This is a genomic window from Lentzea albida, assembly GCF_900111005.1.
GTDB lineage: Bacteria > Actinomycetota > Actinomycetes > Mycobacteriales > Pseudonocardiaceae > Lentzea > Lentzea albida.
The window spans coordinates 1-24,170 of the sequence record NZ_FOFV01000028.1; the positions used below are offsets into that span (position 1 = coordinate 1).

Here is a 24,170-nt window from a genome sequence, read left to right on the forward strand (position 1 = left end):
GACGGTGCGGTTGTGGGATCCGGTAACCGGTCAGCCAGTCGGTGATCCGCTCACCGGCCACACCGGCAGGGTGGCGGCAGTAGCAGCGGTTCCGTTGCCCGATGGCCGCACCCTGCTCGCCACCGCCAGCCACGACGCGACGGTGCGGTTGTGGGACCCGGCCACCCAGGCACAGCTCAAGGAACTAGATGTAGGGACACCCGTGTACGCGATCGCCACCTGGCGTCAGGACATGATCACTGTCGCGATGAGCGACGGAGTCGCAGTGTTGTCGGTCGGCCTCGTCTGAGGCCGACGAAAACTGCCTGGTGGTTTGGATCGTCTTGATCTTCGGACCGGCTTGCACGACCAGCATGTCGCTCACCGCTGATATCCGCGCATCGGCTACTTACGACACTCTACCCCCGATTTAGATGTCGACGTCGAAGTCGGTCGAGGGCATTGATGTGTGGCCTCAGGAATCCACTTTCGGACCATCAGCGCGAAATCACTGCGGCGGCCCAAGTGGACAACTGCGGGCTGTGAGGTTCCCCCCGATAACTCGGAGGTTTTGGTGTTGTGCGTGCCGAAAATTACGTCCGCACAGGTCAAGCGGCATGCCGATACTCGTGGAGGACTCCACCGAGACGGTCCCGTCGGAGTACCGCAAGGCGTTCGATCCGGTCAGGTCCAAGGGGCTGGTGCCGGGCTCGCAAGGGTGCTGCGGCGGCAAGGGATCGGTGGGTGCGGTGCTCGTTGTAGTGCCGCTCGTACTCGCGCAACGCGTGCCGGAGATGGGCCTCGTTCCAGATCAGTGTGCGGTCCAAGAGCTCGCCGCGCAGCGTCTTGACCCAGCGTTCCATGATCGCGTTCATACGGGCACCCGCACGCCGGTCAGAATCGTCGCGATGCCTGCGTCGCCGAGGATCTCGTTTATCCGTGCGGGGTACTTGCCGTCACGGTCGCGGATGAGAAACCTGACCTGCGCGAGGCTGCCGGCGTCTTCGAGGTCCATCAGGAGATTGCGGACTGCCTGTGTGACCCAGGCGTGTGTTAAGTGTGCGGTTGTGCCGAGAATGCGCACGCGCCTACCGGCGTGGTGAATAGCGGCGAGGATGTACTGGGTGCGCCGGTCAGGGTGACGGTTTCGATGAAATCCATCGCCAGGACCACCTCAGCTTGGGAGCGTAGGAACTCGGCCCATGTCACGGTCGCTCAGTGTGCGCTGGGTCGACGCCGACAGCTGTGAGGATCTCCCAATCGGTCAAAGGAGCGACCGTGACGCCGAGGAGGGCGAGTTTCTCCGTGGATGCGCCGATAGCCCCACGAGGAGTTTTCGGCCGCGAGACGCAGGACAAGGCGGCGGACCGATGCCACGGTGCGCGGACGTCCGCGCCTTCGACGCCGGTGTACCTGGGCGTGGCGACGCTTCACCAGGTCACGATGCCATCGCAGCACCGTATCCAGGCTGACCAGCAGTCGGAGTCGGCGCAGAGTGGCAGGAGCCAGCGGCGTCAGGAGCGCGGTAAGGAACGCCCTGTCCGCAGGTCGGAGTTGAGGGCGTCGGTCGCCGAGTTGGCGCTGCAAGACGGTGGGTTGGTGGCGAAGAGCAAGAATCTCAACGTCCTTCTCGCGGTCAGCCAGTGGCAGTAGCCGCACCGCAGCGAAGGCGTGGGTGACGGCACGGTAAACGAAGCGGAACAGCACAGGGCGCGATCATGCCTGACGACCAGCTGCCACGCGCCGAGGCCCGCGACCTGCACGGACGTACTTTCGGCACGCACAATCGGCGGGTGAATTCCGATGACGTTACCGACAAGGCCGTGAGACCGGCCCGATAGGCTTCCGGCGTGCACGAATACGTTTCGCTGGGCGACGAGGTTCGCAATCGGATCCGGTTCGGACTGGACCAGCTTCGCGCGGACAACCGGCACCACGACTTCGAGCCGCTCTGCCTCGCGTTCGCCAACGCACGACTGGGCGGCCACTTCGTTCCTGCCACCGGTCCGGTGAGCTCGGGAGGCGACCGAGGCCGCGACTTCGAGTCGTACCGCCGGGTCGACGCACGGCCGGACGAGCCCAAGGTCGCGGTGCTCTGCACCACGCAGCAGAAGGGCCTACCGGCGAAGATCCGGGCCGACCTCGCTAAGAACGCCGGGGTGGCGGACCTGGTGTACGCCTTCCTTACCGCGGACCTGCCCGTGTCGCAGATCCACGCCCTGCAGGCCGAGGCGGAAGCGAACCACGGGATCCACCTGGAGGTATTCGACGGCAACCGCCTCGCCACGCTGATGGCCACGTCTGACCTGGCGGAGATGGCCTACCGGCTGTTGCGCATCGATGTGCGCGAACTGCGGTCCTCGACCCGAACCGGTGACGAGTACCTGATCGCACTGCGCACGTCGGGTCTGCGGCAGGGCTGGCCTCAGGCGGGCGACCTGGCTCCCCGCGAGGCCTTCTACCAACCGCAACTCCTGCGGGGCCCGGACGGGCAGACCCGCACCTGGGAGGAGGCGCTGGAGACAGGCGGCAACCTCGTCCTCACCGGCCCGTCGGGCACGGGCAAGTCGATGCTGCTCCGCCACGTGGCGACGACCCTGGCACAGCGTCGGCTCGACGGCGACCAGCATGAGTGGCACCCGGTCCTCCTCCACGCCCGTCACCTGGCACGGCACGGATCTCTCGTGGACGCCCTCTTCCACGGTGCCACGGAAGCGGTAGCCCCCGAACTGCACCGCCCTCTTGCCCCGGACCACTTCGACCGAATGCTGCCCTCCGGCCGGTGGCTGGTGCTCGTCGACGGCCTCGACGAAGTGCAGGATGGCAACGCCCGATCCGCTGTGCTGACCAGACTCCGCACTGCGGCCGCACTTCCGTCGATGCGGGTCGTGGTCACGTCACGACCACTGCACCAGCGCGACCACAAACTGCTCTCGGCCACCTTCACCGAACACATCTTGAACGCACTCGACAACGCCGGCATCGAGTCGTTCGTCGCACGGTGGTTCAGCCGCACGAACCAAGCGCCCCAGCGCCGCGCCGCACTGGCCCTGCTCTCCACCGCCGACCAGTGGATGCACACTCCGTTGATGGCCAGCATGATCTGCACGTTGGCGAGCGAGGCGCCCGCCAGGCCGTTACCAACTCAACGCACCGCCATCTACGAGGCCTTCGTCGACTACCTCGTCAGCAAGCTCCCGGAGACCACCAACCCGACCATCACCGCCGTGCAGGACCAGGTCTTGGATCTAATGGCCGCCATCGCGTTCCACGTCCAGGTCGATGACATCGAAGCAGACCTGCTCGACCTGGCCGAGGAGTGGCTCGAAGAGCGCGATGTGCCGGTACCGCCACGCATGCGGGCGCAGTGGCGTGGGACGATCAGCGCCGTCCTCACCGAAAGCGGCCTGATCTCCGCCACCGGCACCACCCTCGCCTTCGCACACCCCTCCCTCCAGGAGTACTTCGCCGCCCTCCATCTCTCCGGCTCCACCCCGGAGGAAGTCGTCGCAACGCTGAAAAGCACTGCTGACAAGTACTTCTACAGCGACGAACACCTGCTGGGAGAACGTGAGTTCATCAGGTTCCTCATGGACCACGTCGGCGACGACCGCCTGGCGTCCGAGCTCCTGACCGCCTTCCCACTGGCCATGGAATCCCTGGCGCAGGTGCTCGACAACCGCGAGCTGGGGCGCTTCACCGAAGAATCACTGCACTCGCTGGCCGAAGACCAGCACCAGTTTCTCGAAACCCGCGTGGCCGCCGCCGAGATCCTCGACGACCACTGGCCAGGCCAGGCCACGACGTACCAGCTGGCCCTGAGCGTCAACGTCGACCTGGAGGAGTCCGACCGCCTCGACATCATCAGAGCCCTGGTGCGGCAACGAGGACCGGCAGCCGCCGCAGTCCAATGGCTGACCTTCCAGGAGTACAACAGGTACCCGAACACGGGCTACCACCACGAGGCGATCCCCCTGGTGACCACCGGTCCACCGTCCACCGCAGACCGTAAAGCCGGACTGGCGCTGGTCGCCAGAACCGGCGAACTGGACGACGCCTACCGCGTGGACGCCTGCGCCGCACTGGCCGAACACGACCCGGACGAGGCCTACCGCCTCTTCAACGCCATGCGGCCGACAACCCTGACGGTCTCACACCTGATCGACTCGCACGAGCCTTGCTCCTTGACGCTGCTACGGCATTTCGCACTGGACGACGAGCAACCGTTCAAACTCAGGTTCGACGCCATCGAGGAACTGGAAGACACCCTCCCGGAGTTCGCCCTGGACTTGTACGAGGAGCTGGCGCAGTCGCCCACGCTCAGCCCCGGCCAACGAGAGCAGCTGCGGCGGGCAGCACAACTACTCGAGCCATGACCGTCCGTGTGCGTGCCAAAGGCTCGGCCAACCGATCCAACCGGTAAGGCGGCGCGCGGCGAACGCGGCTTCGAGCTCGCGGCGGCCGGCACCGCCGCAGCGTCGTTCTTCACGCGGTTGAGCATGGCCTGTGGGGTGCCAAAACCGAGCCTGGCGGTCTGACCTGCACCTCAGGCCGCCGCGGGTGCTAGTCCTGGGCGCGTTGTAGCCGGAGCACCACGACTCCTTGACCAGCAAGCAAGCCCCACAGATCCGGCCTCTCCTCGACAGGAACGTGATCGTGCTGCCCGCGGTCGTCGTCGGCTTGGACCTGCGCGTGCAGACAGCCCATCCGGACAGCTTAAGCGGCGGAACGATACCCTGTACCGCCCGGAAAGTCATCGCTGCAGCTCAAGCTGCACATCGGTACTCGTTGATCACCCCGCCGAGGATCCGCGTGCGGACGGGGCGACAGCCAGAGGCGCGACGTGGCGGGAGTTTCTGACCGCGCAGGCCGAGGGGATCATCGCGGCGGACTTCTTCCACATCGACACCGTGCTCGGAGCACGCCTTTACGCGCTGGCGTTTCGTCAAGATCGTGCACCGTTCCGGTGTGTTCGTGAACGTCTGGCGGTAGCTGGTCGCGGGCCTGGTGGGGCCGGTGCTCGTTGTAGTGCGTTTGTTATGCCGCAGGGACATGACGCGCATGGCCCTCTCCCATGATGAGGACGTGGTCGAGAATCTCGCGGCGGATGCTGCCGATGATCCGTTCGCATTGCGCGTTCATCCGCGGAGCTCGTGGCGCAGTCGCAATCACACGCAGTTCCTCTGCCTCAACTACGGCATCGAACGCGTCTCCATACTTGCCGTCGCGGTCTCGCAGCAGGCAGAAGCACTCAATCGATCGCGCACCGGCCGAACCTCCGGCGCAGCGCCCGAGTCCGCCAGCTTCGTCCACTGTGGACGTGGTCAGGCCGGCTCGTCCCACCCGACCTGTCAGGGCCGCAGTGGTGCGGACGACGCACGAAGGACGATGACGGCGTCGGCCACGGTGGCGAACAGCGGTAGGCGCGAGTCCATGCCGCTCACGGTCAAGGACCTCGTCACAGCCTTGTGCGCCGCGACGATGCCGAAGGGGACGCCTTGCTGCCCGGCCTCCTGCTGGACGGAGATGAGGAGGCTGACGCCTGCGGAACCGAAGAAGGTCACCCCGTGGAGGTCGACGACGATGCCGTTGGGGCGTTGGTCGAGCACGAGGAGCACGTCCGCGAGCGAGGTCTTCGCCGTCTTCATGTCGAGCTCACCGGCGAGCTCGACCACCGCGACGCCGTCGTGGTCCGTGGTGCGCAGAACCGGTTGGTCCTCGTTGATCTCGTGTTCCATTCCGAACTCCCATCAGCCGACCGCGAAAAGCGCCGACACGAGCCGCTGCCCCACCCGGAGAACCAGTAGACGAGCCTCTCTTCATGATCAATTCGCTGTCCCCCACGCTATCCCGCGACAGGACGAGGGCACAACCACGTCCAGCGACGGTGTCCGGCCACGGCGCAGACTCACCGAACCGCCCACCACTCCACCGGACCGTCGCGGACACACGCAAAACCCGCGAGACGTGAGACAGTCGAGGTTCACGTCGCCTCGGGCTCTCACCGGCAGGCGCTTTTCATCTGAGAGCGGACGCCTCGTCACGGCGGCGTTTCACTGCTCGCGACAGGTCGGTTCCACTCCACGCCCGCAACCGGGCTCAGCACCACCCCCACGAGGGAGACCTCCATCACCGCTCCGGCACTCACCCCCGCCACGGCCGCACCCCGCACGCTCACCGACATCTACGGTCCCGACGTCGCCGTCTGCGCCCGTCCCGCCCAGGAGCCGGCGGTGCCGTCGAGCAGGCACCGCAACACCCGCGACGTCCTGTCCGCCCGCCCCCTCGCCGTGGCCGCCGGCACTCCCGTCATCAGCAGCGCGGGCGGGACCGAACCCAACCTGATCGCCACCCTCCGCGACGGCGGCCTGCCCGTCGGCACCGACGCGCGGGAGTTCCGCACCGAGGCCGAGTTCGCCACCCGCGTCAGCGAAGCCCTCAGCGACGGCCTGCGCCTGTCCACCGAACCGTTCGCCGTAACCGCGTTCGAGGTAGATGCGGGCCCGCAGATCCGCGTCGATCCGGCCGAAATGCAGCGGATGGATCGGCAGCCGGAACTCGTTCTCCCTGCGCGACAGGGCGATGACGCCGAGGCTGAGATGATCCACGAGTGTCTCTCTGATCGATGGAGCCCGACGGCGATCTCTGGACCGACCAGGGTGTCACCAGGTTCGCTTGGCCGGAGCCACGAGCGACGGCACCTGGATGGCCGGATCGGTCGACAACGGCCGCCAACTCCCCTTGAACTGTCCGACGGACATCGCGTCCGATTTCAGCGGCAACCTCAGACCGCGCAGCACAGTCGGTGCCGCGGTGGTGCCGAGCGGATCCGAGATCATCTCGGCGCTCCTGCCCCCGGCCGAACCAGCCGGACTTCTTGATGCGCCCAAGGTGACTCCGGCGTGACCGCCAATGCGCGACATACCCTCGGTGACGTCACCCTACGCTGTTCCGGACCTGCATGGGGACGGCCAGGACGCGCCGCTGCGCCGTGTCTCAGCTGTCATCAGACTCCACTTCGGCCCACACGGTCTTGCCGACAACGTTGGGAATGGCACCCCAGGCCTTGGACAGACGGTTCACGATGACCAGCCCGCGTCCGCGACGTCGATCGATCCTCGAGTGGCCGATGAGGGGTTGAGCCGGAGAGCCGTCGTCCACCTCGATCCGGACGGTGCACGCCCCGGACACCCGGAACAGCCGGACTTCGCGGGCGAAGACGCCGTGGTCGTACGCGTTGGTCACCAACTCCGTCGCGACCAGAAGCACGTCACCGAGCACTTCATCCGACAGATCGGCCAGCGCGACCGCCGCCCAACGACGAACCGCGACCAAGGGAGGAGTGTGCTCGCCGAGGTCCAGCACCAGCTCACGGGCACCGCGCGGCGGGATGTCGTCACTGCCCACGACGAAAAAGCCTTCTCTCCGTTGAAGATGATCCAAACCCGCAGTACCCGGCGAAGCGCCAACGTCAAACCAGCCGCGACCCATGGTGCGAGTCTCGACCTCGCAAATCCTCAAATCGCTCGACTTCACGCCCGGAACAGGAATACCGGGGTGCAGTCCGGATAATCCGGCGTCACCAGGCCCGAGCTCTGCTGGACACAATGAGGATCGCGAACGGTCTGGCAGGCTGAGCGGTGGTGTTGAGCAGCCAGCGGGCCGCGCGGGTCCGGTAGCGCGGTGCAGGTTCGCTCGTGGCGGCCTGCACCGCGTGTCCAAGCCCCGGTTCAGCTCCTCCTGACGAAGGCGAGCACGCTCCGCACGACCTCGCGCAGCTTGATGTTCTGCTTCGGCGAGCGCTCGACCGGCCTGAGGTGGTGGACGCTGTTTCGGCCGATCAGGACTGAGTGCGTGTAGTGTCGGACTTGTCGAGAGCATCTCGCACCTGGGCAGTCAAGCTCAGGTCGCACTCGGCGATACCTGAACCGGTCCTTTTCTGGGCTGGAGACGGGAGTTCCGGCATGACGTCGGCTCCTCACCATTCCACGGCCCCTCCGGCTGTCACGGCCAACGAGCAGCCTCGGTTTCCGCTTCGATTGCGGTTGCGGCCGAAGGCGCTCGCCACGGGGTATGTCGACGGTGCCTGGTGGCCGCGTTCCCGGGACCTCGCCGCCGAATTGCCCGCGCTGCTCGCAGTGCTGACGGTTCGGCTGGGCGAGATCCCGCGGGTGAGCTACAACCTTACCGAGTGGGAGAGCGCGCCATCGGAGGTCGCCGCCGGCGGCGTCCGGGTCCGGCTCAGCGGGTTCTGGTCGAGGCCGCCGCACACCGTGGACGTCGTCGCGGCAGACCGGCGGCGCCTCACTCTGCTCCTCGTTCCGCCTGGCACAAGCGCATCCGCCGCCCAGCACGCCATGATGCGCGCCTCCCGGCGCGAGAACACGGACACCGTCGAAGTCCTGCTGCACGACAGCGAGGCCGATGCGTCCATCGTGGACGCTCCCGGTGCCCGAAGCGCCTGCACACCCGAACAAGCAACGCAAGGACGTGGATGACGACATCGGTGTACACAACTGCCTATGAGCGCCGGCTCAAGATGGTGGAGGACGTGCTGACCGGCCGAACCGAACTCGAGGGCAAGGCCGCCCGGGATCTCGCGGTGCATGTATTGCGCGCGCTGGACCACATCCCCGAGCGGGTGCGTTGAACTCGCGTCATTACGGCACTGGCGCGACGCAGCTGACGTGGGGCACCCGACTGCTCCGCGTCGGTTGTGCGTTCACCTACCGCGCCGAAGTGCCCACACCGGCGGTGTTCCTCGTGCGGCCGCAGTGGAGCGCGGACCTGCGGCTGAACCAGGAGCAACTGGACGTGAAGCCGGACGTCCCGATGCGGCACTACCTCGACCTGTACGGCAACCGCAACACCAGGATCGTGCTTCCACCTGGTCTGTCCACACTGCACTACAGCGCGTGGGTGGACGTACCGGACAGGACGGAGGACATGGACGACACGGTGCCGGAAACGCTGCCCGACGGTCTTCCGGACGACGTGCTGCTGTACACGCTGCCCAGCAGGTACTGCGTGTCCGACGTGCTGGGCGACGAGGCCTGGTCCAGGTTCGGAGGGCATCTGCCCGGTTACGGCCGGGTGCGCGAGATCTGCCGGCACGTCCACGAGTCGCTGAGCTTCGGCTACGGCACCTCCACCGCGTTGTCCACCGCGGCCGATGTCAACGCCGCAGGTTTCGGTGTCTGCCGCGACTTCACCCATCTGGCGATCTCCTTCTGCCGTGCCCTCAACATCCCGGCCCGGTACGTCTTCGGCTACCTGCCGGACCTTGACGTGCCGCCCGGCGACGCTCCGATGGACTTCGCGGCGTGGATGGAGGTCTGGCTGGGCGACCGCTGGTGGACCTTCGACCCGCGCAACAACGAGCCCCGCAAGGGACGCGTCGTCATCGGCCGTGGCCGCGATGCCGCCGACGTCGCCATGGTCACCACGTTCGGCGGCCCGGTGCTCGAGTCGATGGTCGTGCAGGCGGAAGAAGACCCGACTCCGACATGGCGCTGAACTCGGAGCGGCTTGGGACCACTGACCGGCTGACGTTGCGTCTTCGATGAAGTCCATCGCCAGGACCGCCTCAGCCTGCGAGCGCAGGGAGTCGACCCAGGTGACTGCCGTCCGGTGCGGGGCCGGGTCGACGCCCTCGGTCTTGAGGATCTCCGACACGGTGGAGGAAGCGATCGGAATGCCAAGCAGGGTGAGTTCGCCGTGAATGCGCCGATACCCCAGGAGGGGTTCTCGTTTGCCAGGCGCAGGACAAGGCGGCGGATGGATGCGACCGTGCGTGGACGCCCAGGCCCTCGGTGTTTGCTTGCACGGGCGTGGCGGCCTCTCTCCAAGTCGCGATGCCACCGCAGCACCGTGTCTGGGCTGACCAGCAACCGGAGCCGGCGCAGCGTTACGCGTGACAGCGGCATGAGCAGCGCCGCGATCAACGCCCTGTCCTCGGGCCGCAGTCGTGGGCGCCGATCGCCGAGTTGCCTGTGCAAGACCGTGAGTTGATGGCGTAGGGCAAGGATCTCGACGTCCTTCTCACGGTCGGTCATGCGCGATAGCCGTAGCGCGGCGAAGGCGTGGGAGACGGCGAGGCAGGCGAAGCGCACCAGCAGGAGCCTCGATCATGCCGGACGGCGACCGGTCACACGCCGATGCCTACTGACCTGCACGGACGTATTTCGGCACGTACAGAGTCCTGGCCCAGGTGCCCGCGGATGCGGTCGAACTCGGCTGCCATCTCCGAGGACGCGAGGAAGTCGTCCAGGGGCGCGGAGACCTCGTGGTCGACCGCCTCCAGCGACCGGATCGCAAGCTGCACGACCAACTCCGGGTCGCGTCCGCCGAGGAAGCCCGCCCCCGTGCCACAGAGCCTCTGACAGCCGCGGTTGATCAGCGTCATCAGCGATCCGACGTGCCCTGTTGACCGCGCGAACAGGTAATCCGACAGTTCGTCGGCCAACACCCGAGCGGGCGTCGGCGAGCACCAGGCATTGCTCGATCGCCAGCAGGATCGCGTGCCACTGCTCGCGGTGCACCGCGTTGTCGATCAAGTTACGACGGCTGCCGCGGTGCGGTAACGCCCACGCGGCCCGATGCGACAGGCCCGTCGTCACCAACTGAGCGGAGCCGCCCTCGTGTCGCAACGATCGTTTCTCGTCGCCTGCCTCGTGCTGGGATTGACGGCATGTGGAGCCGGAGACCAGCAATCGGCGACACCATCCGCGAGCTCGTCCCCGACCACGACGAACGCCACTGCGACCACCACCGCGGTGTCGGCGGCGTCCTTCACGGCCTCGGCAAACGACGTGATCACTGCACTGAACGTGCAGCTCCCCCTCCTCCAAGAAGGCGGGCAGCCACTGCCGACCACCGTTCAACCGGGTGGGGTCTTCGGCGGGCGCGTCGCGTCCGGCATCGACATCTTCGTGAAGCCGCAGACGAGCGTGTTCAGCGAGGTGGAAGCGGTGACCGTGCACGTGACCGGCTCCGCCGGCGCCATCAGCACCCCAGCCCGGCTTCTCAGCGGCGTCGGCACCTCACTGCACCAGCTCTCACCCGAGGCCGCCGAAGCGTTCCGCTTGGACGCCCTTCCGAAGTTGTCCACCCTCACCCAGACCCGCACCACCATCAACGTCGCGGGCTTCTACGACATGACCGTCGTGGTGCGCGACCAGTCGACCTTGGCGTTCGTGTTCACACCCGTCGGCGTCACGCCACTGAGCTCTCACGAGACCCTGGGCAAGTAGACGATGCGGTGAATTGCGGCAAGCCAACTCAGGGCAAGGTTCTGCTCAGCAACTGTCCGGCCTCGAACCGTCGCCGCTCTGCTCAGGTGGAACGTGCGATTGGAACCAGCTGCTTGGCCACGTCGCGCACCAGGTCCTCGATCTCGGCCTGGTGGTCGACGATGAAGAAGTGCCCACCCCGGAAGACCTGCACGTCGCACACCGCCGACGTGTACTCGTTCCAGGCGCGTGCCTCGTCCAACGACGTCTTCGGATCAGCGTCACCCGTGAGGACCGTGACCGGGCAGCGCAATGGCTCACCTGGAGCACATCGATAGGTCTCGATGGCGCGGTAGTCCGCTCTCATCGGCGGGAGGACCATCGCGATGAGGTCCTCGTCCCCCAGGCTCTTCGGGTCGGTCCCGCCCAGCGCGACGACCTCCGCCAGCAGGCCGCGGTCGCTCATCAGGTGCACGGTCTCGTCGCGGGTCCTTCCGGGCGCGCGGCGCCCGGAAGCGAAGAAGTGCTGAGGACCCGGATGACCGGCTTCGACCAGCCGCCGCGCGACTTCGAACGCGACTGCGGCTCCCATGCTGTGGCCGAAGAACAGCAACGGCCCACCGGGTTCGGCGAGCAGCGGTGCGATCCGGTCCGCCAGCTCCTCGACGGACTGCAGCGGCTGCTCGGCCCGCCGGTCCTGCCTGCCTGGATACTGCACGGCGACGACAGCCACTTCGGGCGCAAGAGCACCTGACAACGGGTGGAACCAACTCGCGGAGCCACCTGCGTGGGGGAAGCACACCAGACGCGGAGCAGCGTCCGGGGCCGGGCCGTAACGCCGCAGCCACTTGTTCCGCTCGTCCTGAATCTGCGTCGACACCGTTTCCTCTTCCGCATCACCGTTCGTGACCCGCGACGTGGGAGATCCCCCGCCAGGCCGCACGTACGTGGGCGTGCTCTCCTGCTGACCGGCTGCACGAGCGCAGCGGGACGTGCCGACTCGAGGTCTCACCACGAGTCCCCGGCCACGTTGCCATGCCGCAATCGGGGAAAGACCTAGAGAACTGACTTTCGCAGGGCCGTTCGACCGGGTTTTCCGTCTCAACAGGACTTGCTGTCCGCTCGCGCGGCGTGCCCGTTGAGCATCATCCCCGCCTTCCGACCACAATCGACGTGCGACGGGTCAGAGGCCGAACTACCTGGGGTCGGAGGATCGCTGATGGTGTCGAGCACGCGTGTCCTGGCTGAGACGTGCGGCGACATGCTCGCTGACGTGGACAAGCTGGTCGCCGAGGTCGCGACCACCTCACCTGGTCACCGGGCGCTCGACGAAGCGCTGCGGCTGGCCGGGGGCGCGAGCATGGAGATCAGCCTGACCGCCTCCATCAGCGTGTTCCTCGGTCTGGCGCGCGACCTCCGCCCCTCGGTGGAGACCGACTACGAGTGGGACATGCGCGCCACCGCCCTGGGCTGGGCGAGGAGTGCGCTCGACGCCGGAGTCCTCGACCTGCCCGGCCTGCTCAAGCTCAGCACGTCGGCGCACGTGCTGATCATGCGGAAACTTCTCGCCGCTGTTCCGAACGACCACGTCGTGAGCCTTCTCGGTCCACTCGGCGCGTGGCACGACGGCTTCTTCTCCGAAGCGCACGGCAGAGCCGCTGAAGCGTTGCGGACGACGCCTCCGTTGCACGGCCGGCAGCGGACCGGTGACCAGCATCGCAACTGGTTGCTCCACATCATCACGTCACCTGACGGCGAACTCGAAGCGGACGAGGCCGACCAGATGCCCGCGCGGATCTACGCGCTGGTCATCAGGGCCGGCGCACCGGTGATCGGCGAGATGCTCGACGGTGAGGAGCGCCCGGACTCCTGGTGGACGGTGTGGCGGCCGACGGCCGAGCAACTCGTCGTCGTCGGCGATCTCGATCGGGACAGCGGGGACTGGATCACCACGACCATGCTCGCGTTGCACCCGGACAGCTCCGCACTCGGAGTGGTCGCAGCCGACAGCGGCCGCCGGGTGGAGCTACCGCGCATCCTGTCGGCTCTGCGGTCGAAGGTCGCGGACTACCGGCCGGCACCGCTGCGACCTGGTGAGGTGCTGTCGGGCAACAGGCTCGAACTGCTCGACTCGATCGTGACGGCACCGGCCGCGTCCGACCGGTTCGTGGGCATGCTGGCGCGGATCGCCGACTCCGGCGAGCTGACGCATTCGGTGCACACGTTGCTGAGCTGCGACCTGAACCTCAGCAGGGCGTCGGAACTGCTGGCGGTCCACCGGTCCACTTTGGTCTACCGCCTCGACCGGGTGGTCAGGATGACGGGTGTGGACCCGAGAACGACCGAAGGTGCCGCTCTGTGGTGGATCGCGCTGGGCATCGGGCGCCGCAGCGGGTGATACCGAGCGCACCGCACCTGCCGTCGTCGAAGGCGTCGTGCCCGCCATTCGGGTTATCAAGTCTCCTACAGCTAGGGGTTTCCCGGCTTGCCGACGTCGACCATTCAGGTCGGATGACGTGACGTCGGAGGGAGCGGGCGATGACGGGAACCAGGAAGGATGACGGACGAGCACCTGAGTGGCTGCACCGCCTCGCCCGGGAGCGAACCCGTTACGAGGAGCAGCTGGGGTGGCCGGCGTGGATCGTGGTCGGGCAGCGTTGCCTGTGCATGCGCACTCCAGGCGCGGTGGTGGTCGAGCAGGACGTCGCACTCCGCGTCGTCGAGGCGGTGCCCGCGTGCGGGCCGGCCCTGCACCGCTTCGACGGCAACTGGGTGTTCCTGACGTCGACCGCGCACGTCCCCGAAGGGAACGTGCGGCAGGGCGTGACGATGCTCGCGTGGCCGGTGGTGGAACTTCCGGACACCGAGCACAGCCCACGGTGGGCCGTGGCACCGGCCGCACACCGCCCACTTCCGACCGCTGCGGACGTGCTGGCCGCGATCGACCTCGTGCGGGGAGCGGCGGCGGCCTGAGCGTCCTGCGCCTTGAACCGCCCGGATGAACACCTTGGTACGACTCAACGATGTGGTTCGGCCCACGTTCCGAGAGCGTCGCGGAGTACGGCACGACCGGAGACACCGAGCTTGCGGTACACGCTTGTGAGGTGCTTCTCCACGGCGCGGGAACTGACGTCGAGCTGTTCCGCGATCGTCTGGTTCGTCAGGCCGGTAGCGGCCAGTGTCGCGACGCGCAGCTCCGCCGGTGTCAAGCCGTCCTGCGGACGCTCCAGAGGCACGGGTGCGTCCTGGAGACCCTGGAGCCGCACGCCGCACGTTTCGGCTGTCGCGCGCGCACGCGCCGCAAGCCGGGCGGACTCGCTGGGAGCGCAATCCCTGAGGAGGAAGGACAACTGGGCTTCGGTGCGCGCCAGCTCCCACCGGTTCTCGGAGCGGCTCAGCGTGTCCAGCGCCTCCCGCGTGGCGTGAACACCTGCCGCGCCCGGCTCTACCAGGCCGACCGAGCGCTGCGCTCGCCCGATCGCCTGACGTCCTCCCCACCGCACGGCCGCTGCCAGTTCGGTGTGGAGGAGCTCCAGCGCCGCGGTCTGGTCACCGAGCAGGTGCAGCAGTTCGGCGGCGTGGGACCGCCACGGGAACACCGCGGGATTGGTCCACCCGACGCGGTCCAGACACCGTCCGCAGTCCAGGAGCCGCTGCACACGTGTCGCCAGGGAGTCGTCGCTCTCCCCCACCGCTCGCAGCGCCTGGCGGAAGGCGGTCATCACGGGGTGCTCGGACCAGACCGGCCCGGGCAGCAGCCGCCGGGTTTGTTCGAGGTCCGGCAGTGTCAAGATCCCCGCCACCAGCAGGGGGCCGACGTCGACCGGCCCGCACGAGTGCTCCTCGGACAACAGCTCCAGGCTCGTGCCGACCAGTCCCTGGGCCAGCAGCATGAGCGCCGCCGCGCTTTCCAGCGTGGCGATCGCGCTGGGATCGGCACGACGATGGACCTCGTGTGCCGCCATGTCCAGGACGGAGTCCACAGCGTCGGGCCGGTCGGCAAGCACGAAGGTCTCGACCAGTGCCGCGACGGTGTCGGCGATGCCTGGATCTTCCGGCGACACCGCCTCCAGCAGATCGGAGGCCGCGGCGACAACGTCCGCACAGGACATGCCCGCGCTCAGTGCCGCCGCTCGGAGCAACACCGCCATCAGCTCGCGTCCGCCTGGTGTCGCGCGCAGCCTGGCGTGGTCCTCCTCGCCGAGTCGGCGCGCGGCGTCGACGACGGCGCGACGGTCCTCGGCGAGCAGCACGAGCCGTGCCTCCAGGCGCATGCGGTGCTCGACGTCGACACCGCTCGTGTCGGTCAGGAGGGAGCGTGCGGCATCGGTGATCTCCTCGGGGGCGGCGCGCCAGCAGACGACCGGGACCTCGACGAGCGCCTCAGCCCGACCGGGCTCGTCGGGGAGCAGCGGGAGAGCCTGGAGCAGATGGCGGGACGCGACCTCGGGATCCGTGGCGGACACCACCACTGCGAGCTCCATGAGCAGGCCGCCACGCTGCTCGGCGTGCACGGGCGTGTCGAGCAGCGCCCGGCGCAGGTAGCGGGCGGCGTCAGCGGTGGCCCCGCGCCGGGTGGCCGCCCGTACGGCATCACGCAGGGCATCCATCGCCCAGGCGCCCTGCGGCGAGGGCACGGCGAGCAGGTGCGCTGCCACCTGCTCCGCGGGATGCCCCAGCCGGTGCAACGTCTGGGCCACCTCGATGTGCAACCGCTCGGCTTCGGCCACACCTACCGTCTCCCGCACCGCGTCGTGAAGCGCGGGATGGGTCAAGCGCGGTGTCGGCTCGGCGACGATCAGACCGAGGACCTGAAGGGTGCGGGTGACGAGAACGCACTCGACGTGGTCGAGTCCCGCGATCTCGCCGATGAGCGGCGCGTCAGCCGCGTCACCCAGGAACGACAATGCCGCGGTGTAGGCCAGAGCCCCGGAGGGCAGGGCCCGCAACAGCGAGGCGTACCAGCTGCGCAGCGCTCGCGGCCTGGCGCTCAGCAGGTGCTCCGCGGCGTCGTCATCGGGACGCAGACCGGACTGCGCCAGATCGGACAGGAGCATTCGCAGCACCAGCGGCGTCCTCCGCGACGCCGCGGCCCCGGCCACGGCGAACCGCTCGGTGCCGTCCTCGCCGAACACGACCCGGATCATCGCGCGCACGCCCCCGTCGGACAACGGGCCGGTGTGCAGAACCTCAGCCGCCCCGTCGACGACCGCCCTGACCAGGTCGGACGCCGACTCGGGCAGGCCGGGCCGCAGTGAGGCGACGATCACGACGCGCAGTCCCGCCAGGCGATGGGCGAGGTAGCCGAGGCACCGCAGCGACTCCACGTCGGCCCATTGGAGGTCGTCGACGAGGAGCACCACCGGCCGGTGACGTCCGACCACGGACAGAAGGTGGCGCGTGCCGTGCAGCACCGCGTGCGGAACCGGCGCGAGCGACTCCGCGTCGGCGTTGCAGCCGTCGGCGGCGAACACAGGCCGCACGAAGTCGGCGACGCCGGCCACGACGGCCGCCCGGTCGTCGTCGGCGAGCCCGGCGATGAGAGGTTCGTACAACTGGCGCAGCACGCCGAACGGGAAATCGCGCTCGGCGGTGGCGGCGACCGCGCCGAGCACAGCAGCGCCCTGAGAGGTCGCGAGATCACGAACTGCCTGGAGCAACGAGGTGGTGCCGCTCCCGCACGGACCGGTGAGCAGCAGCAGACTGCCCCGTTTCGCCGCCGCCTCCGCGATGGCGTGCATGACGCGCGTGGTCTGCGGATCCCTGTCTGCGAGCACAGGTCACCGACCAGTCAGCAGGTCGACGAGCTCACCACGCCCGGCTACCCCGAGCTTGCGGTAGGCGGCGGTCAGCTGCAGTTCGACCGCGCGACGGGTGATGCCCGACGCGGAGGCGATCTCGGCGTTGCTCAGGCCGAGCAGCACCGATCGCGCGGCCTTGGCCTGGGACTGGGACAACACCGACAAGACGGCATCACCCCGTCTCGTCCCGTCCGGCACGGCCTTCTCCTCAGCGGTGGTGCGCACGGCTTCAGCGCGCAGGGCAAGGGACTGCGCGGCATGGCCGCGTGCGGTGCGGACAGCCTGTTGCGCCAGCCATGCAGCCTCACCCGACTCCCCCAGCGGCAGCAGGGCGAAGGCGAGCTCGACCTGAGCCTCCACGTGCAGCAGGCGCGAACACGATCGGCGCAGCACGCGCTCCGCCTGGGCGAAAGTCCGCACCGGCGAGGTGACCCCGCCCCAGCGCCCTGCGGCCAGCCGGGCCGCCCCCACGCAGCTGGCCGTACCCCACCGCGCCGCGGCGCGGCGCCCGTCGGCGAGCAGGACACGCGCTTCGGCCGTGCGTTCCAGCCGGCAGAGGGCTTCCGCGGCCGGCGACCGCCAGTCGAGCACAGCCGGGTTGTGCCAGCCGCGACCGGTGAGGCGCCGACCGCAGGCCAGCAAGTCGCGGAGCGCTTCCTCCGGATCGCCCGATGCCAGGGCGACAGCGGCGCGAGCGTGCAGCAGGTTGCCCCAGCCGGGCTCGGCGGCCGGATCAGCGAGCGCCAGGACGTCACGCGCACCGTCGATGTTCCCGCGGTCCAGTTCCAGACGCGCCCGTGCGGACACGGGTAGGACGTGGTTGCGCCTCGACCAGGCACCCAGCGGCAGCAGGTCCAGCGCCAGGTCGAGGTGGTGGCCGGCGTCGTCGAGACGTCCGGCCCGGTGGGCGGCGTCGGAGATCTGGAAAGCGGCAGCGGCGGCAGCGGCGCGCGCACCTCGCCGCAGCGCGGTCGTGAGCACGTCGTCCAACGCGGCACGGGCCTCGTCGAGGTCGTCGGCCAGGACGAGCGCGGCGCACGCGACGAGTCGTGCCGAGACGTGGGGGTGGTCCGACGCGCCGATCGCCGCGAGCTCGCGGACCCTGGTCGCGTCGTCCCCCACCAGGGCCAGGCGCCACGCTTCCGTCCCCGCGAGAACCGGATTCCGCTCAGGACGGTCGTCCACGGGATCGCCGGTGCCGCGGCCGAGGGCGAGCGCGGCGATGCGGCGAAGACCGTGCAGCTCCGGATCGTCGTGCCGGTTCGCGGCGACGGTCGAACGGCACACGGCGTCCATCTCACCGCGCAGGAGCAACAGGTCCACAGCTTCCGCGCGATGATGGCTGCCCATCGCCACGACGCTCAGCGCGCGGGTGCAGGCGACCGGGCGGTCGCGGGTGTGGGCGCGGGCGAGTTCGAGGGCGAGGCGCGAACGCTCCACCTCGTCCGCGCTCTCCCTCGCGGCGCGTGTCAGCCACGCTGCCGCCGTCCTGTCGTCGCCCTCGCGAAGCGCACGACCACCACATCGACGCGACACGTCCGCCGCCCAGGTCGTCCCCGTGGTGTCCGCTCCGAGCAGGAGTCGGGCCACCGTCTCCTGCGGTGCGGCAGCGCCGTGGGCGACCGCGGCCGTGGCTGCGTGCAGTGCGTGTCGCGCTCGTGGGCTCATACCCGCGAGGACCTGCTCGGCGGCGATGTCCGTCAGGGTCGGCCGATCCGGGGCGCCATCGAGAAGCCCGTTGTCCCGCAGAAGCTGCAGGGTGCTGCCTGGTATGCCACGCGTCCCAGCGGCGACGCACAACTCAGTGAGGTGGAGGTCGCCTCGCGCCACGCAGATCAGCCGGGCGAGGTGCAGGGCCTCGGGTGGCAGGCAAGCCAGCACGCGGTCGGTCGCGGCACGCCGGTGCGCCTCGGCGGCGGCGATGGCGCGCAGTCGCCTGGGAGCACCTGCTGGGAGGGCTGCGTCGGCGAGGGCGGGAACAAGAATCCCGGGCATGCCCGCGGACAGAGATACTAGTGCCGCGACGACGGCATCGTCGTCGAAGTGCTGCCGGCACAGGACGTCCACACCGGCGGCGGTCAGCGGACGTGGCAGCAGGGTGTGGACCAGGTCGTCGCAGACCTGGTCGAACCGGTGCTCGCCGTTCGTGGCGAACACGATGCCCAGCGGTCCCTGCCGCAGCCGGCGCAGCAGCGCCGCGAGCAGATCGGCGGAACTCTGGTCGGACAGGTGCACGTCGTCGACCACCAGGAGCAGCGGTGCGCGGCGGGCCATGGCCACCACCGCCGAGCAAACGGACATCAGCACGCCGTCCTTTCGTGCCGGTCCGACGCGGTCCAGCGCGGGCCAGCCGATCCAGTCGGACCGCAGGCAGTCACGCCACTGGGCGGCCACACCCCACTCGACGTCCTTTTCGGACGGACGGGCACGTGCGATCGCGGTTCGCAGGCCGAGCCACGCTGCGTGGTGTACCGCGTGGGACAGCAACGCGGACCGCCCGGAACCGGGTGGTCCGACGACGGCCACCGCCGCCGACCGGCCGCTGGAGAGATCTGTGAGGAAGTCCTCCAGGGCAGAGATTTCGGCTTCTCTCTCGACCAAGACCGGCGAGGACTCGGCGTGCAGGGGGAACACCGGTCACCCTCCCGGTTCCGTGAGCGCGAGCGTGAGTTCGGACCGGCCGGAGATGCCCAGCTTGCGGTAGGCCTTGGTCAGGTGGACCTCCACCGTGCGGGGTGTGACGAAGAGGGCTTCGGCTATCTCGCGGTTGGTGGCTCCAGCCGCGGCCAGCCCCGCCACGCGGCGCTCGCTGCCGGTCAGGACGTCGGCCCGCGTTAGCGCGGTGTGGCGCATGCGGCCACCGGCCCGCACCAGAAGTGCTCGCGATCGGGAAGCCGCGGTGGTCGCACCGCAGCGAGTGGCGAGGTCGACCGCCCGCCGCAGGTGCTCGCGGGCACCGCGCAGGTCGTCGAGTTCGATCAAGACGCGCCCGAGGCGGTGTTCCGCGCGGTGCAAGTCGTAGCGCGCACAGGGCACGTCCAGGACCTCGACCGACTCGAGCAGAAGCCCTGCGGCCGTCTCCGGACCGCAGACGGCCGCGCGGGTCAGCAGCACCAGCCCGCGCGCCTTCGGCACGTTCCACCGCTCCGTCAGCTCCTCGCCGTGGTCGACGAGCCGGGTCGCCTCGGCCACACGTCCGTGATCGGCGAGCAGCAGCGCGGCTTCAGACCACCAGGGCACGAACAGCGGGTTGGCCGCTCCCGCGTCCGCGAGGCTGCGCCCGCACCACAGCAGGTCCTCCAAGGCCTTCTCGACGTCGTCGAGAGCGGCGTGCGCCGAAGCACGAGCCAGGCGGAAGTGGTGGTTCTCCACAAGGAAGTCGTCGAGGTCGGGCCGACTCACGGAAACGAGGAGGTCGAGGGCGCGGCGGGCCTCGCCCTGGTGCACGAGCGCTTGGGCGACACCGACCGCCGGTTGGACGGTCCGTCCGTGCCAGGACTCCTGCCGTGCCGACTCCAGGGCGAGTTGCGCGTCGACCGCGGCCTCGGCGAACTCGCCGGCGTTGCACAGCATCAGTGCGCGTGAACTCAGTCCGAGGCAGTGCGTCCACGCGGCTCCGTCCTCGCGGCTGCGGGCGATCACGCGGTCCATCGCGGCTACGGCGTCGTGCAGTTCTCCCACGAGGTCGAGCACCATCGCCGCCGCGAAGGCCGTCCAGCCGTCACCGTCGGCCTCGTCGAGCACCAGGGAACGTCTGGCCCTGTGTGCGGCCTGCTCCGCGGACCTGCCCGCCACGGCGTCGACAACGGCGAGCATCGCCAGCAACTGACGCTCAGCAGGCGTGTCACCACGAGGCTCTGCCATGGCACCGGCACGGTGCTGGATCTGGCGAACGGTGTCCTTCTTGTCCATGCCGCACAGCAGGAGCACGGCACGAACACGGTGCGCCAGCTCCGCGTCGCCCGGCTCCGGATCCGGACCGAGCTCGGCCTCGAGCGCTTCCAGCGCCGACTCGAGTACCTCGACGGCGGAAGGCGTCTGCTGCACGGCCAGAGCGACCGAGCCGAGCTGAACCGCGATGTGCGCGCGCAGGCGGGGATTCGTCGTCAGTCCGAGGGCCTTGCGCAGGTGGGTGAGCGCGATCAGCGGTTCACCGTGTGCCAGCAGGGCGGCCAGCCGCGCACGGAGGACGGGATCACCGGGATCGACGTCGACCAGCCGGGCCAGACACCGGACCCCGGCGTCGGGGTCACCCCGCCGCGCGGCGTCGTCAGCGGCCGCGGAGAGCACGTTCCGCATCCACGGCGCATCGATCCGGGGCAGCAGCAGCAGGTGCGCGGCGACGACCTCCGGTGCGCGGCCGGCGTCGTCGAGCAGTCGTGCCGCCAGAGCACGGGTGTGCACCACCTCGCTGTCCGGCATTGCTGCGAGCACGCCGTCCCGCACCAGTTCGTGCACGAACTGGTCGCCCTCGCGAGTCAGCAGCTCGTCGGCGCGCAGCAGGGTGACCGCGGAGTCGACGGCGGTGGTCGGCACTCCGGACAGGGCCGCGACGAGCTCCGTGTCGCCGGTCTCGAGCACCGCCACAGCCCTCGCCACCCTCGTGACGTGCTCGGGGTGGGCAGCGAGCCGTCCGGCGACAGAGGCGGCCACGACGTCGAGATCCGCGACGAGCCGGGAACGGTCCGACGCCGGGAAGTCGGTGAGCTGGGCGAGGACCTGGCTGAGAACGAGGGGGTTTCCTCCGGACAGGCGTCGGCACTCGGCGAGGAACCCGGGATCGGGTTCCTCGCCGAGTGCGTCACCGACGAGCCGGTCGATCGCTTCGGCGGGCAACGGCCCGAGGTCCAGCACAGCGGCGTCGTCCTGCGCGGCTAGGCCCGCCACCGGATCGGGTGCGGGCGTGCGGGTGGTCAGGACGACGCAGAGCGGCATGTCCTGGGTGCGGCGCAGGAGATATCCGAGCCAGTGCAGGGAACGCAGGTCGGCCTGGTGGGCGTCGTCGATCGCCAGGACGAGCGGGCCGGAGGCCATGATGTTGACCGCGAGCCAGTAGAGGCCGTGCATCACGGCGTAAGTGGAGGACGAGCCTCGTTCCACACCTCCGTCCGAGGGCGGCGCCAGGGCCGGGACGGCCCAGCGAGCACCGGAGTGCAGGAGGGCCGGTCGCGTGGCGACCGGCTCCAACAGGTCCAACGGAGCCAGAAGTTCGCGAACGGCACCGTAGGGGGTGTCCCGCGTGCTGGGACGACAGTCGGCGCGCAGTACGGTCGCTCCCGGTCCCAGGTCCGCTCTGTCGAGCACGTCGCGCAAGAGCGCGCTCTTCCCGATACCCGCAGGTCCCTGCACGAGCAGGAGCCGGCCCGCTCCGCTCACCGCGGTCTCCACGCGGCGCAGGGCGGCTGCGCTCTCGCACTCGCGCCCCACCAACCCGCGCCGGATCGCCGACTTCTCACCCACTGCGCTCGACACACGCGCCTCCGGAAAGTGAACCAGGTTCTCAGTTTCGCCGCGCGGAACGATGATTGAAATCACGACGATTTCGAGAGGCCATGCCCGCGAATACTTCCTGACGCGTGCAGCATAGGACATCCGACGACCCGGAAGACAAATGGCACGACCAATCGCAATGCCACCCCCGACGACAGTCGCGGAGCGGCGCACAGCACCGGCGACAGGGCCGTCGTGCGCCCCACACCACCTCAAACGATCGCCCCTCAACTGCTGTTATGCCGGAAGAACGCGGATCATCCGCAGATCGCGGACGCTTCACGGCCAACCCACCGCCATTCGCGGATGGACACAAGACGGGAATGATGACGATAATGGTCAGCGCCACACATCTGAATGTTCACGACACGGCCCAAGACATACCGGTCACCTGCGGAAGAAGGCGGACCGGAGCCACATCGGCAATAGTCGGACGGCCAGCAGCCCGGAGGGGTCTCATGCCGCGAGAGGAAATGAAGCCGATCATCCCCGAGGTGTGCGGGGACCTGCTGTCGAACCGCGAGTCCATCGCGCGACAGGTCACCGACGTGTGCATCGCGGCCTCACCCTCGGTCACCCCCCGCGGCAAGCGCTACACGCGGGAGGCCATGGACATGCACATGGCGGACTCCGTCGAGGTGTTCCTCCGACTCGCAGGAGATCTGCGAACGGAGTTGACCACCGAGGTGGAGTGGGAACTGCAGCAGCGCGCATGGGACTGGTCCGCCACCGCGCTGCGCGACGAGTTCCTGGACCTGCACACCCTGCTGCGCTACAGCCGCACCGCACACTCGGAGGTGGTACGCATCCTCCTCGACGCCCTCCCCGACGACAGGCTGCTGCAGTGCATGCGGCCCATCGGTGACTGGCACGCGTCCTTCTTCGACAAGGCACATCGCAACGCCATGCGTCTGATGGAGAGCTCCCCTGCGGTGTACGCGTTGCAACGGCGCGAAGACCACACCCGCAACTGGGCCCTGGACACGATCGCTCTCGAGGAGACGCCGTCGTGGGACGCGCTGCGCCACCTGCCCGAGCGGGTGTTCATCCTCATGCTCCGCTCCGACGAGAAGTCCGTGCGGAGGTTGATGGACATCCGGCAACGGCCCGGGTGGTGGTGGACGGTGTGGCGACCCGACCGCGCCCACCTGTGCGTGGTCGGCGACCTGGACGCCGCACCGGCCACGTGGCTCGACGACTCGCTGGACGTGCTGTGCTCCAGTGCGACGATCGGCGCGGCGGTCGTCGCGGTCGAGGCGACACGCGATGAAGTGCCGAAGTCGCTCGCGCACGTCCGGCGCTGGGCCGCGACCCAGCCGGTCCGCCCGATCCGCCCGGCCAGTGTGCTCACCGGCCCCAAGATCGACGTGCTGACCGCGGTGGCGGGAGACACCGCGACCAGCGCGCGCCTGTCACGACTGCTCGCGGATCTCGACACCGGCAACGGCTTGCGCGAGTCGCTGGACGAGTTCCTCAAGAACGACCTCAACCTGGCACGTACCGCCGAGCGGCTGGGGGTGCACAGGTCCACCCTGACCTACCGCCTGGACAGGATCGCCCGTTCGTCCGGTGTGGATCCGAGGTCGGTCAGCGGCGCGGCGGTGTGGTGGCTGGCCGTGACGTCGGGAGACTCCCACCCCGACGGCCGGTGATCGTCAGCAGCAACCCG

20 protein-coding genes are annotated in these 24,170 nt (G+C 68.9%); 9 read left to right on the forward strand and 11 right to left on the reverse strand.

The genetic code is table 11. The features are described 5' to 3' along the window. On the forward strand, positions 1-289 hold a 289-nt coding region (locus tag BMY74_RS41355), incomplete at its 5' end, for a WD40 repeat domain-containing protein (protein ID WP_218159932.1). A gap of 298 nt (positions 290-587) precedes the next feature. Here BMY74_RS41355 and BMY74_RS46510 read toward each other — a convergent pair. After that, positions 588-854 (reverse strand): transposase, encoded by a 267-nt coding sequence (locus tag BMY74_RS46510; RefSeq protein WP_245786685.1) that lies wholly within the window; start codon positions 852-854, stop codon positions 588-590. Further along, positions 851-994, reverse strand: coding sequence for a hypothetical protein (locus BMY74_RS46515; RefSeq protein ID WP_245786686.1), 144 nt, complete (start codon positions 992-994; stop codon positions 851-853). Before BMY74_RS46515 ends, BMY74_RS46510 begins: the two co-directional genes overlap by 4 nt. Positions 995-1,829: 835 nt before the next feature. Here BMY74_RS46515 and BMY74_RS41365 point away from each other — a divergent pair. Then, on the forward strand, positions 1,830-4,355 hold the full coding sequence (locus BMY74_RS41365) for an NACHT domain-containing protein (RefSeq protein ID WP_089927109.1): 2,526 nt from the start codon (positions 1,830-1,832) through the stop codon (positions 4,353-4,355). A 975-nt stretch (positions 4,356-5,330) separates the two neighbouring features. On the opposite strand, the gene BMY74_RS41380 is transcribed toward BMY74_RS41365, so the two are convergent. The 4 genes from BMY74_RS41380 to BMY74_RS41390 form a co-directional block, all read right to left on the reverse strand. Then, on the reverse strand, positions 5,331-5,717 hold the full coding sequence (locus BMY74_RS41380; protein ID WP_089927112.1) for an STAS domain-containing protein: 387 nt from the start codon (positions 5,715-5,717) through the stop codon (positions 5,331-5,333). 446 nt (positions 5,718-6,163) lie between these two features. After that, positions 6,164-6,442 (reverse strand): hypothetical protein, encoded by a 279-nt coding sequence (locus BMY74_RS45565; protein ID WP_177230199.1) that lies wholly within the window; start codon positions 6,440-6,442, stop codon positions 6,164-6,166. A gap of 199 nt (positions 6,443-6,641) precedes the next feature. Beyond that, on the reverse strand, positions 6,642-6,818 hold the full coding sequence (locus BMY74_RS45570; protein ID WP_177230200.1) for a hypothetical protein: 177 nt from the start codon (positions 6,816-6,818) through the stop codon (positions 6,642-6,644). 157 nt (positions 6,819-6,975) lie between these two features. Beyond that, on the reverse strand, positions 6,976-7,515 hold the full coding sequence (locus BMY74_RS41390; RefSeq protein WP_245786687.1) for an ATP-binding protein: 540 nt from the start codon (positions 7,513-7,515) through the stop codon (positions 6,976-6,978). Between the two features lie 428 nt (positions 7,516-7,943). On the opposite strand from BMY74_RS41390, the gene BMY74_RS41395 reads away from it, so the two are divergent. The 3 genes from BMY74_RS41395 (at position 7,944) to BMY74_RS41400 (ending at position 9,495) form a co-directional block, all read left to right on the forward strand. Continuing rightward, entirely contained in the window at positions 7,944-8,477 is a 534-nt protein-coding gene (locus BMY74_RS41395; RefSeq protein ID WP_143091933.1) for a DUF5994 family protein, read from the forward strand. Next, a complete protein-coding gene (locus BMY74_RS45575; RefSeq protein ID WP_177230201.1) occupies positions 8,474-8,629 on the forward strand; it encodes a DUF6307 family protein in 156 nt (51 codons plus the stop codon). Before BMY74_RS41395 ends, BMY74_RS45575 begins: the two co-directional genes overlap by 4 nt. A gap of 89 nt (positions 8,630-8,718) precedes the next feature. Next, positions 8,719-9,495 (forward strand): transglutaminase-like domain-containing protein, encoded by a 777-nt coding sequence (locus BMY74_RS41400; RefSeq protein WP_218159933.1) that lies wholly within the window; start codon positions 8,719-8,721, stop codon positions 9,493-9,495. Between the two features lie 631 nt (positions 9,496-10,126). Here BMY74_RS41400 and BMY74_RS45890 read toward each other — a convergent pair. Next, a complete protein-coding gene (locus tag BMY74_RS45890) occupies positions 10,127-10,384 on the reverse strand; it encodes a hypothetical protein (RefSeq protein ID WP_218159934.1) in 258 nt (85 codons plus the stop codon). A 370-nt stretch (positions 10,385-10,754) separates the two neighbouring features. Between BMY74_RS45890 and BMY74_RS41415 the strand changes: the two genes are divergently transcribed. Beyond that, complete coding sequence (locus BMY74_RS41415) at positions 10,755-11,231, forward strand: hypothetical protein (RefSeq protein WP_089927120.1); 477 nt, start codon at positions 10,755-10,757, stop codon at positions 11,229-11,231. An 82-nt stretch (positions 11,232-11,313) separates the two neighbouring features. On the opposite strand, the gene BMY74_RS41420 is transcribed toward BMY74_RS41415, so the two are convergent. Next, complete coding sequence (locus BMY74_RS41420) at positions 11,314-12,153, reverse strand: thioesterase II family protein (protein ID WP_425434901.1); 840 nt, start codon at positions 12,151-12,153, stop codon at positions 11,314-11,316. Between the two features lie 318 nt (positions 12,154-12,471). Between BMY74_RS41420 and BMY74_RS41425 the strand changes: the two genes are divergently transcribed. Both BMY74_RS41425 and BMY74_RS41430 read left to right on the forward strand, forming a co-directional pair. Further along, positions 12,472-13,608 carry a helix-turn-helix domain-containing protein gene (locus tag BMY74_RS41425; protein ID WP_177230202.1) on the forward strand — a complete coding sequence of 379 codons (1,137 nt, stop codon included), beginning with the start codon at positions 12,472-12,474 and terminating at the stop codon, positions 13,606-13,608. Between the two features lie 140 nt (positions 13,609-13,748). Beyond that, positions 13,749-14,183, forward strand: a complete 435-nt coding sequence (locus tag BMY74_RS41430) for a hypothetical protein (RefSeq protein WP_143091934.1) — start codon at positions 13,749-13,751, stop codon at positions 14,181-14,183. A gap of 44 nt (positions 14,184-14,227) precedes the next feature. On the opposite strand, the gene BMY74_RS41435 is transcribed toward BMY74_RS41430, so the two are convergent. From BMY74_RS41435 to BMY74_RS41445, 3 genes are read right to left on the reverse strand one after another with little or no spacing between them, the layout of a single operon-like run. Then, on the reverse strand, positions 14,228-16,987 hold the full coding sequence (locus tag BMY74_RS41435; protein ID WP_089927130.1) for an AAA family ATPase: 2,760 nt from the start codon (positions 16,985-16,987) through the stop codon (positions 14,228-14,230). A 3-nt stretch (positions 16,988-16,990) separates the two neighbouring features. Next, positions 16,991-19,645, reverse strand: a complete 2,655-nt coding sequence (locus tag BMY74_RS41440; RefSeq protein WP_089927133.1) for an AAA family ATPase — start codon at positions 19,643-19,645, stop codon at positions 16,991-16,993. Between the two features lie 3 nt (positions 19,646-19,648). Beyond that, positions 19,649-22,483: a helix-turn-helix transcriptional regulator gene (locus BMY74_RS41445; protein WP_177230203.1), complete on the reverse strand. Its 2,835-nt coding sequence runs from the start codon at positions 22,481-22,483 to the stop codon at positions 19,649-19,651. 476 nt (positions 22,484-22,959) lie between these two features. Here BMY74_RS41445 and BMY74_RS41450 point away from each other — a divergent pair, with 476 nt between their 5' ends. Beyond that, complete coding sequence (locus BMY74_RS41450) at positions 22,960-24,153, forward strand: helix-turn-helix domain-containing protein (RefSeq protein WP_177230204.1); 1,194 nt, start codon at positions 22,960-22,962, stop codon at positions 24,151-24,153. Positions 24,154-24,170: the final 17 nt, after the last annotated feature.

Excerpts from the sequence above, each read along its gene's own strand:
- BMY74_RS46510 (WP_245786685.1), bottom strand. The coding sequence starts at position 854 with ATGAACGCGATCATGGAACGCTGGGTCAAGACGCTGCGCGGCGAGCTC.
- BMY74_RS46515 (WP_245786686.1), bottom strand. The coding sequence starts at position 994 with ATGGACCTCGAAGACGCCGGCAGCCTCGCGCAGGTCAGGTTTCTCATC.
- BMY74_RS41380 (WP_089927112.1), bottom strand. The coding sequence starts at position 5,717 with ATGGAACACGAGATCAACGAGGACCAACCGGTTCTGCGCACCACGGAC.
- BMY74_RS45570 (WP_177230200.1), bottom strand. The coding sequence starts at position 6,818 with ATGATCTCGGATCCGCTCGGCACCACCGCGGCACCGACTGTGCTGCGC.
- BMY74_RS41395 (WP_143091933.1), top strand. The coding sequence starts at position 7,944 with ATGACGTCGGCTCCTCACCATTCCACGGCCCCTCCGGCTGTCACGGCC.
- BMY74_RS45575 (WP_177230201.1), top strand. The coding sequence starts at position 8,474 with ATGACGACATCGGTGTACACAACTGCCTATGAGCGCCGGCTCAAGATG.
- BMY74_RS45890 (WP_218159934.1), bottom strand. The coding sequence starts at position 10,384 with ATGACGCTGATCAACCGCGGCTGTCAGAGGCTCTGTGGCACGGGGGCG.
- BMY74_RS41425 (WP_177230202.1), top strand. The coding sequence starts at position 12,472 with ATGCTCGCTGACGTGGACAAGCTGGTCGCCGAGGTCGCGACCACCTCA.
- BMY74_RS41430 (WP_143091934.1), top strand. The coding sequence starts at position 13,749 with ATGACGGGAACCAGGAAGGATGACGGACGAGCACCTGAGTGGCTGCAC.
- BMY74_RS41450 (WP_177230204.1), top strand. The coding sequence starts at position 22,960 with ATGCCGCGAGAGGAAATGAAGCCGATCATCCCCGAGGTGTGCGGGGAC.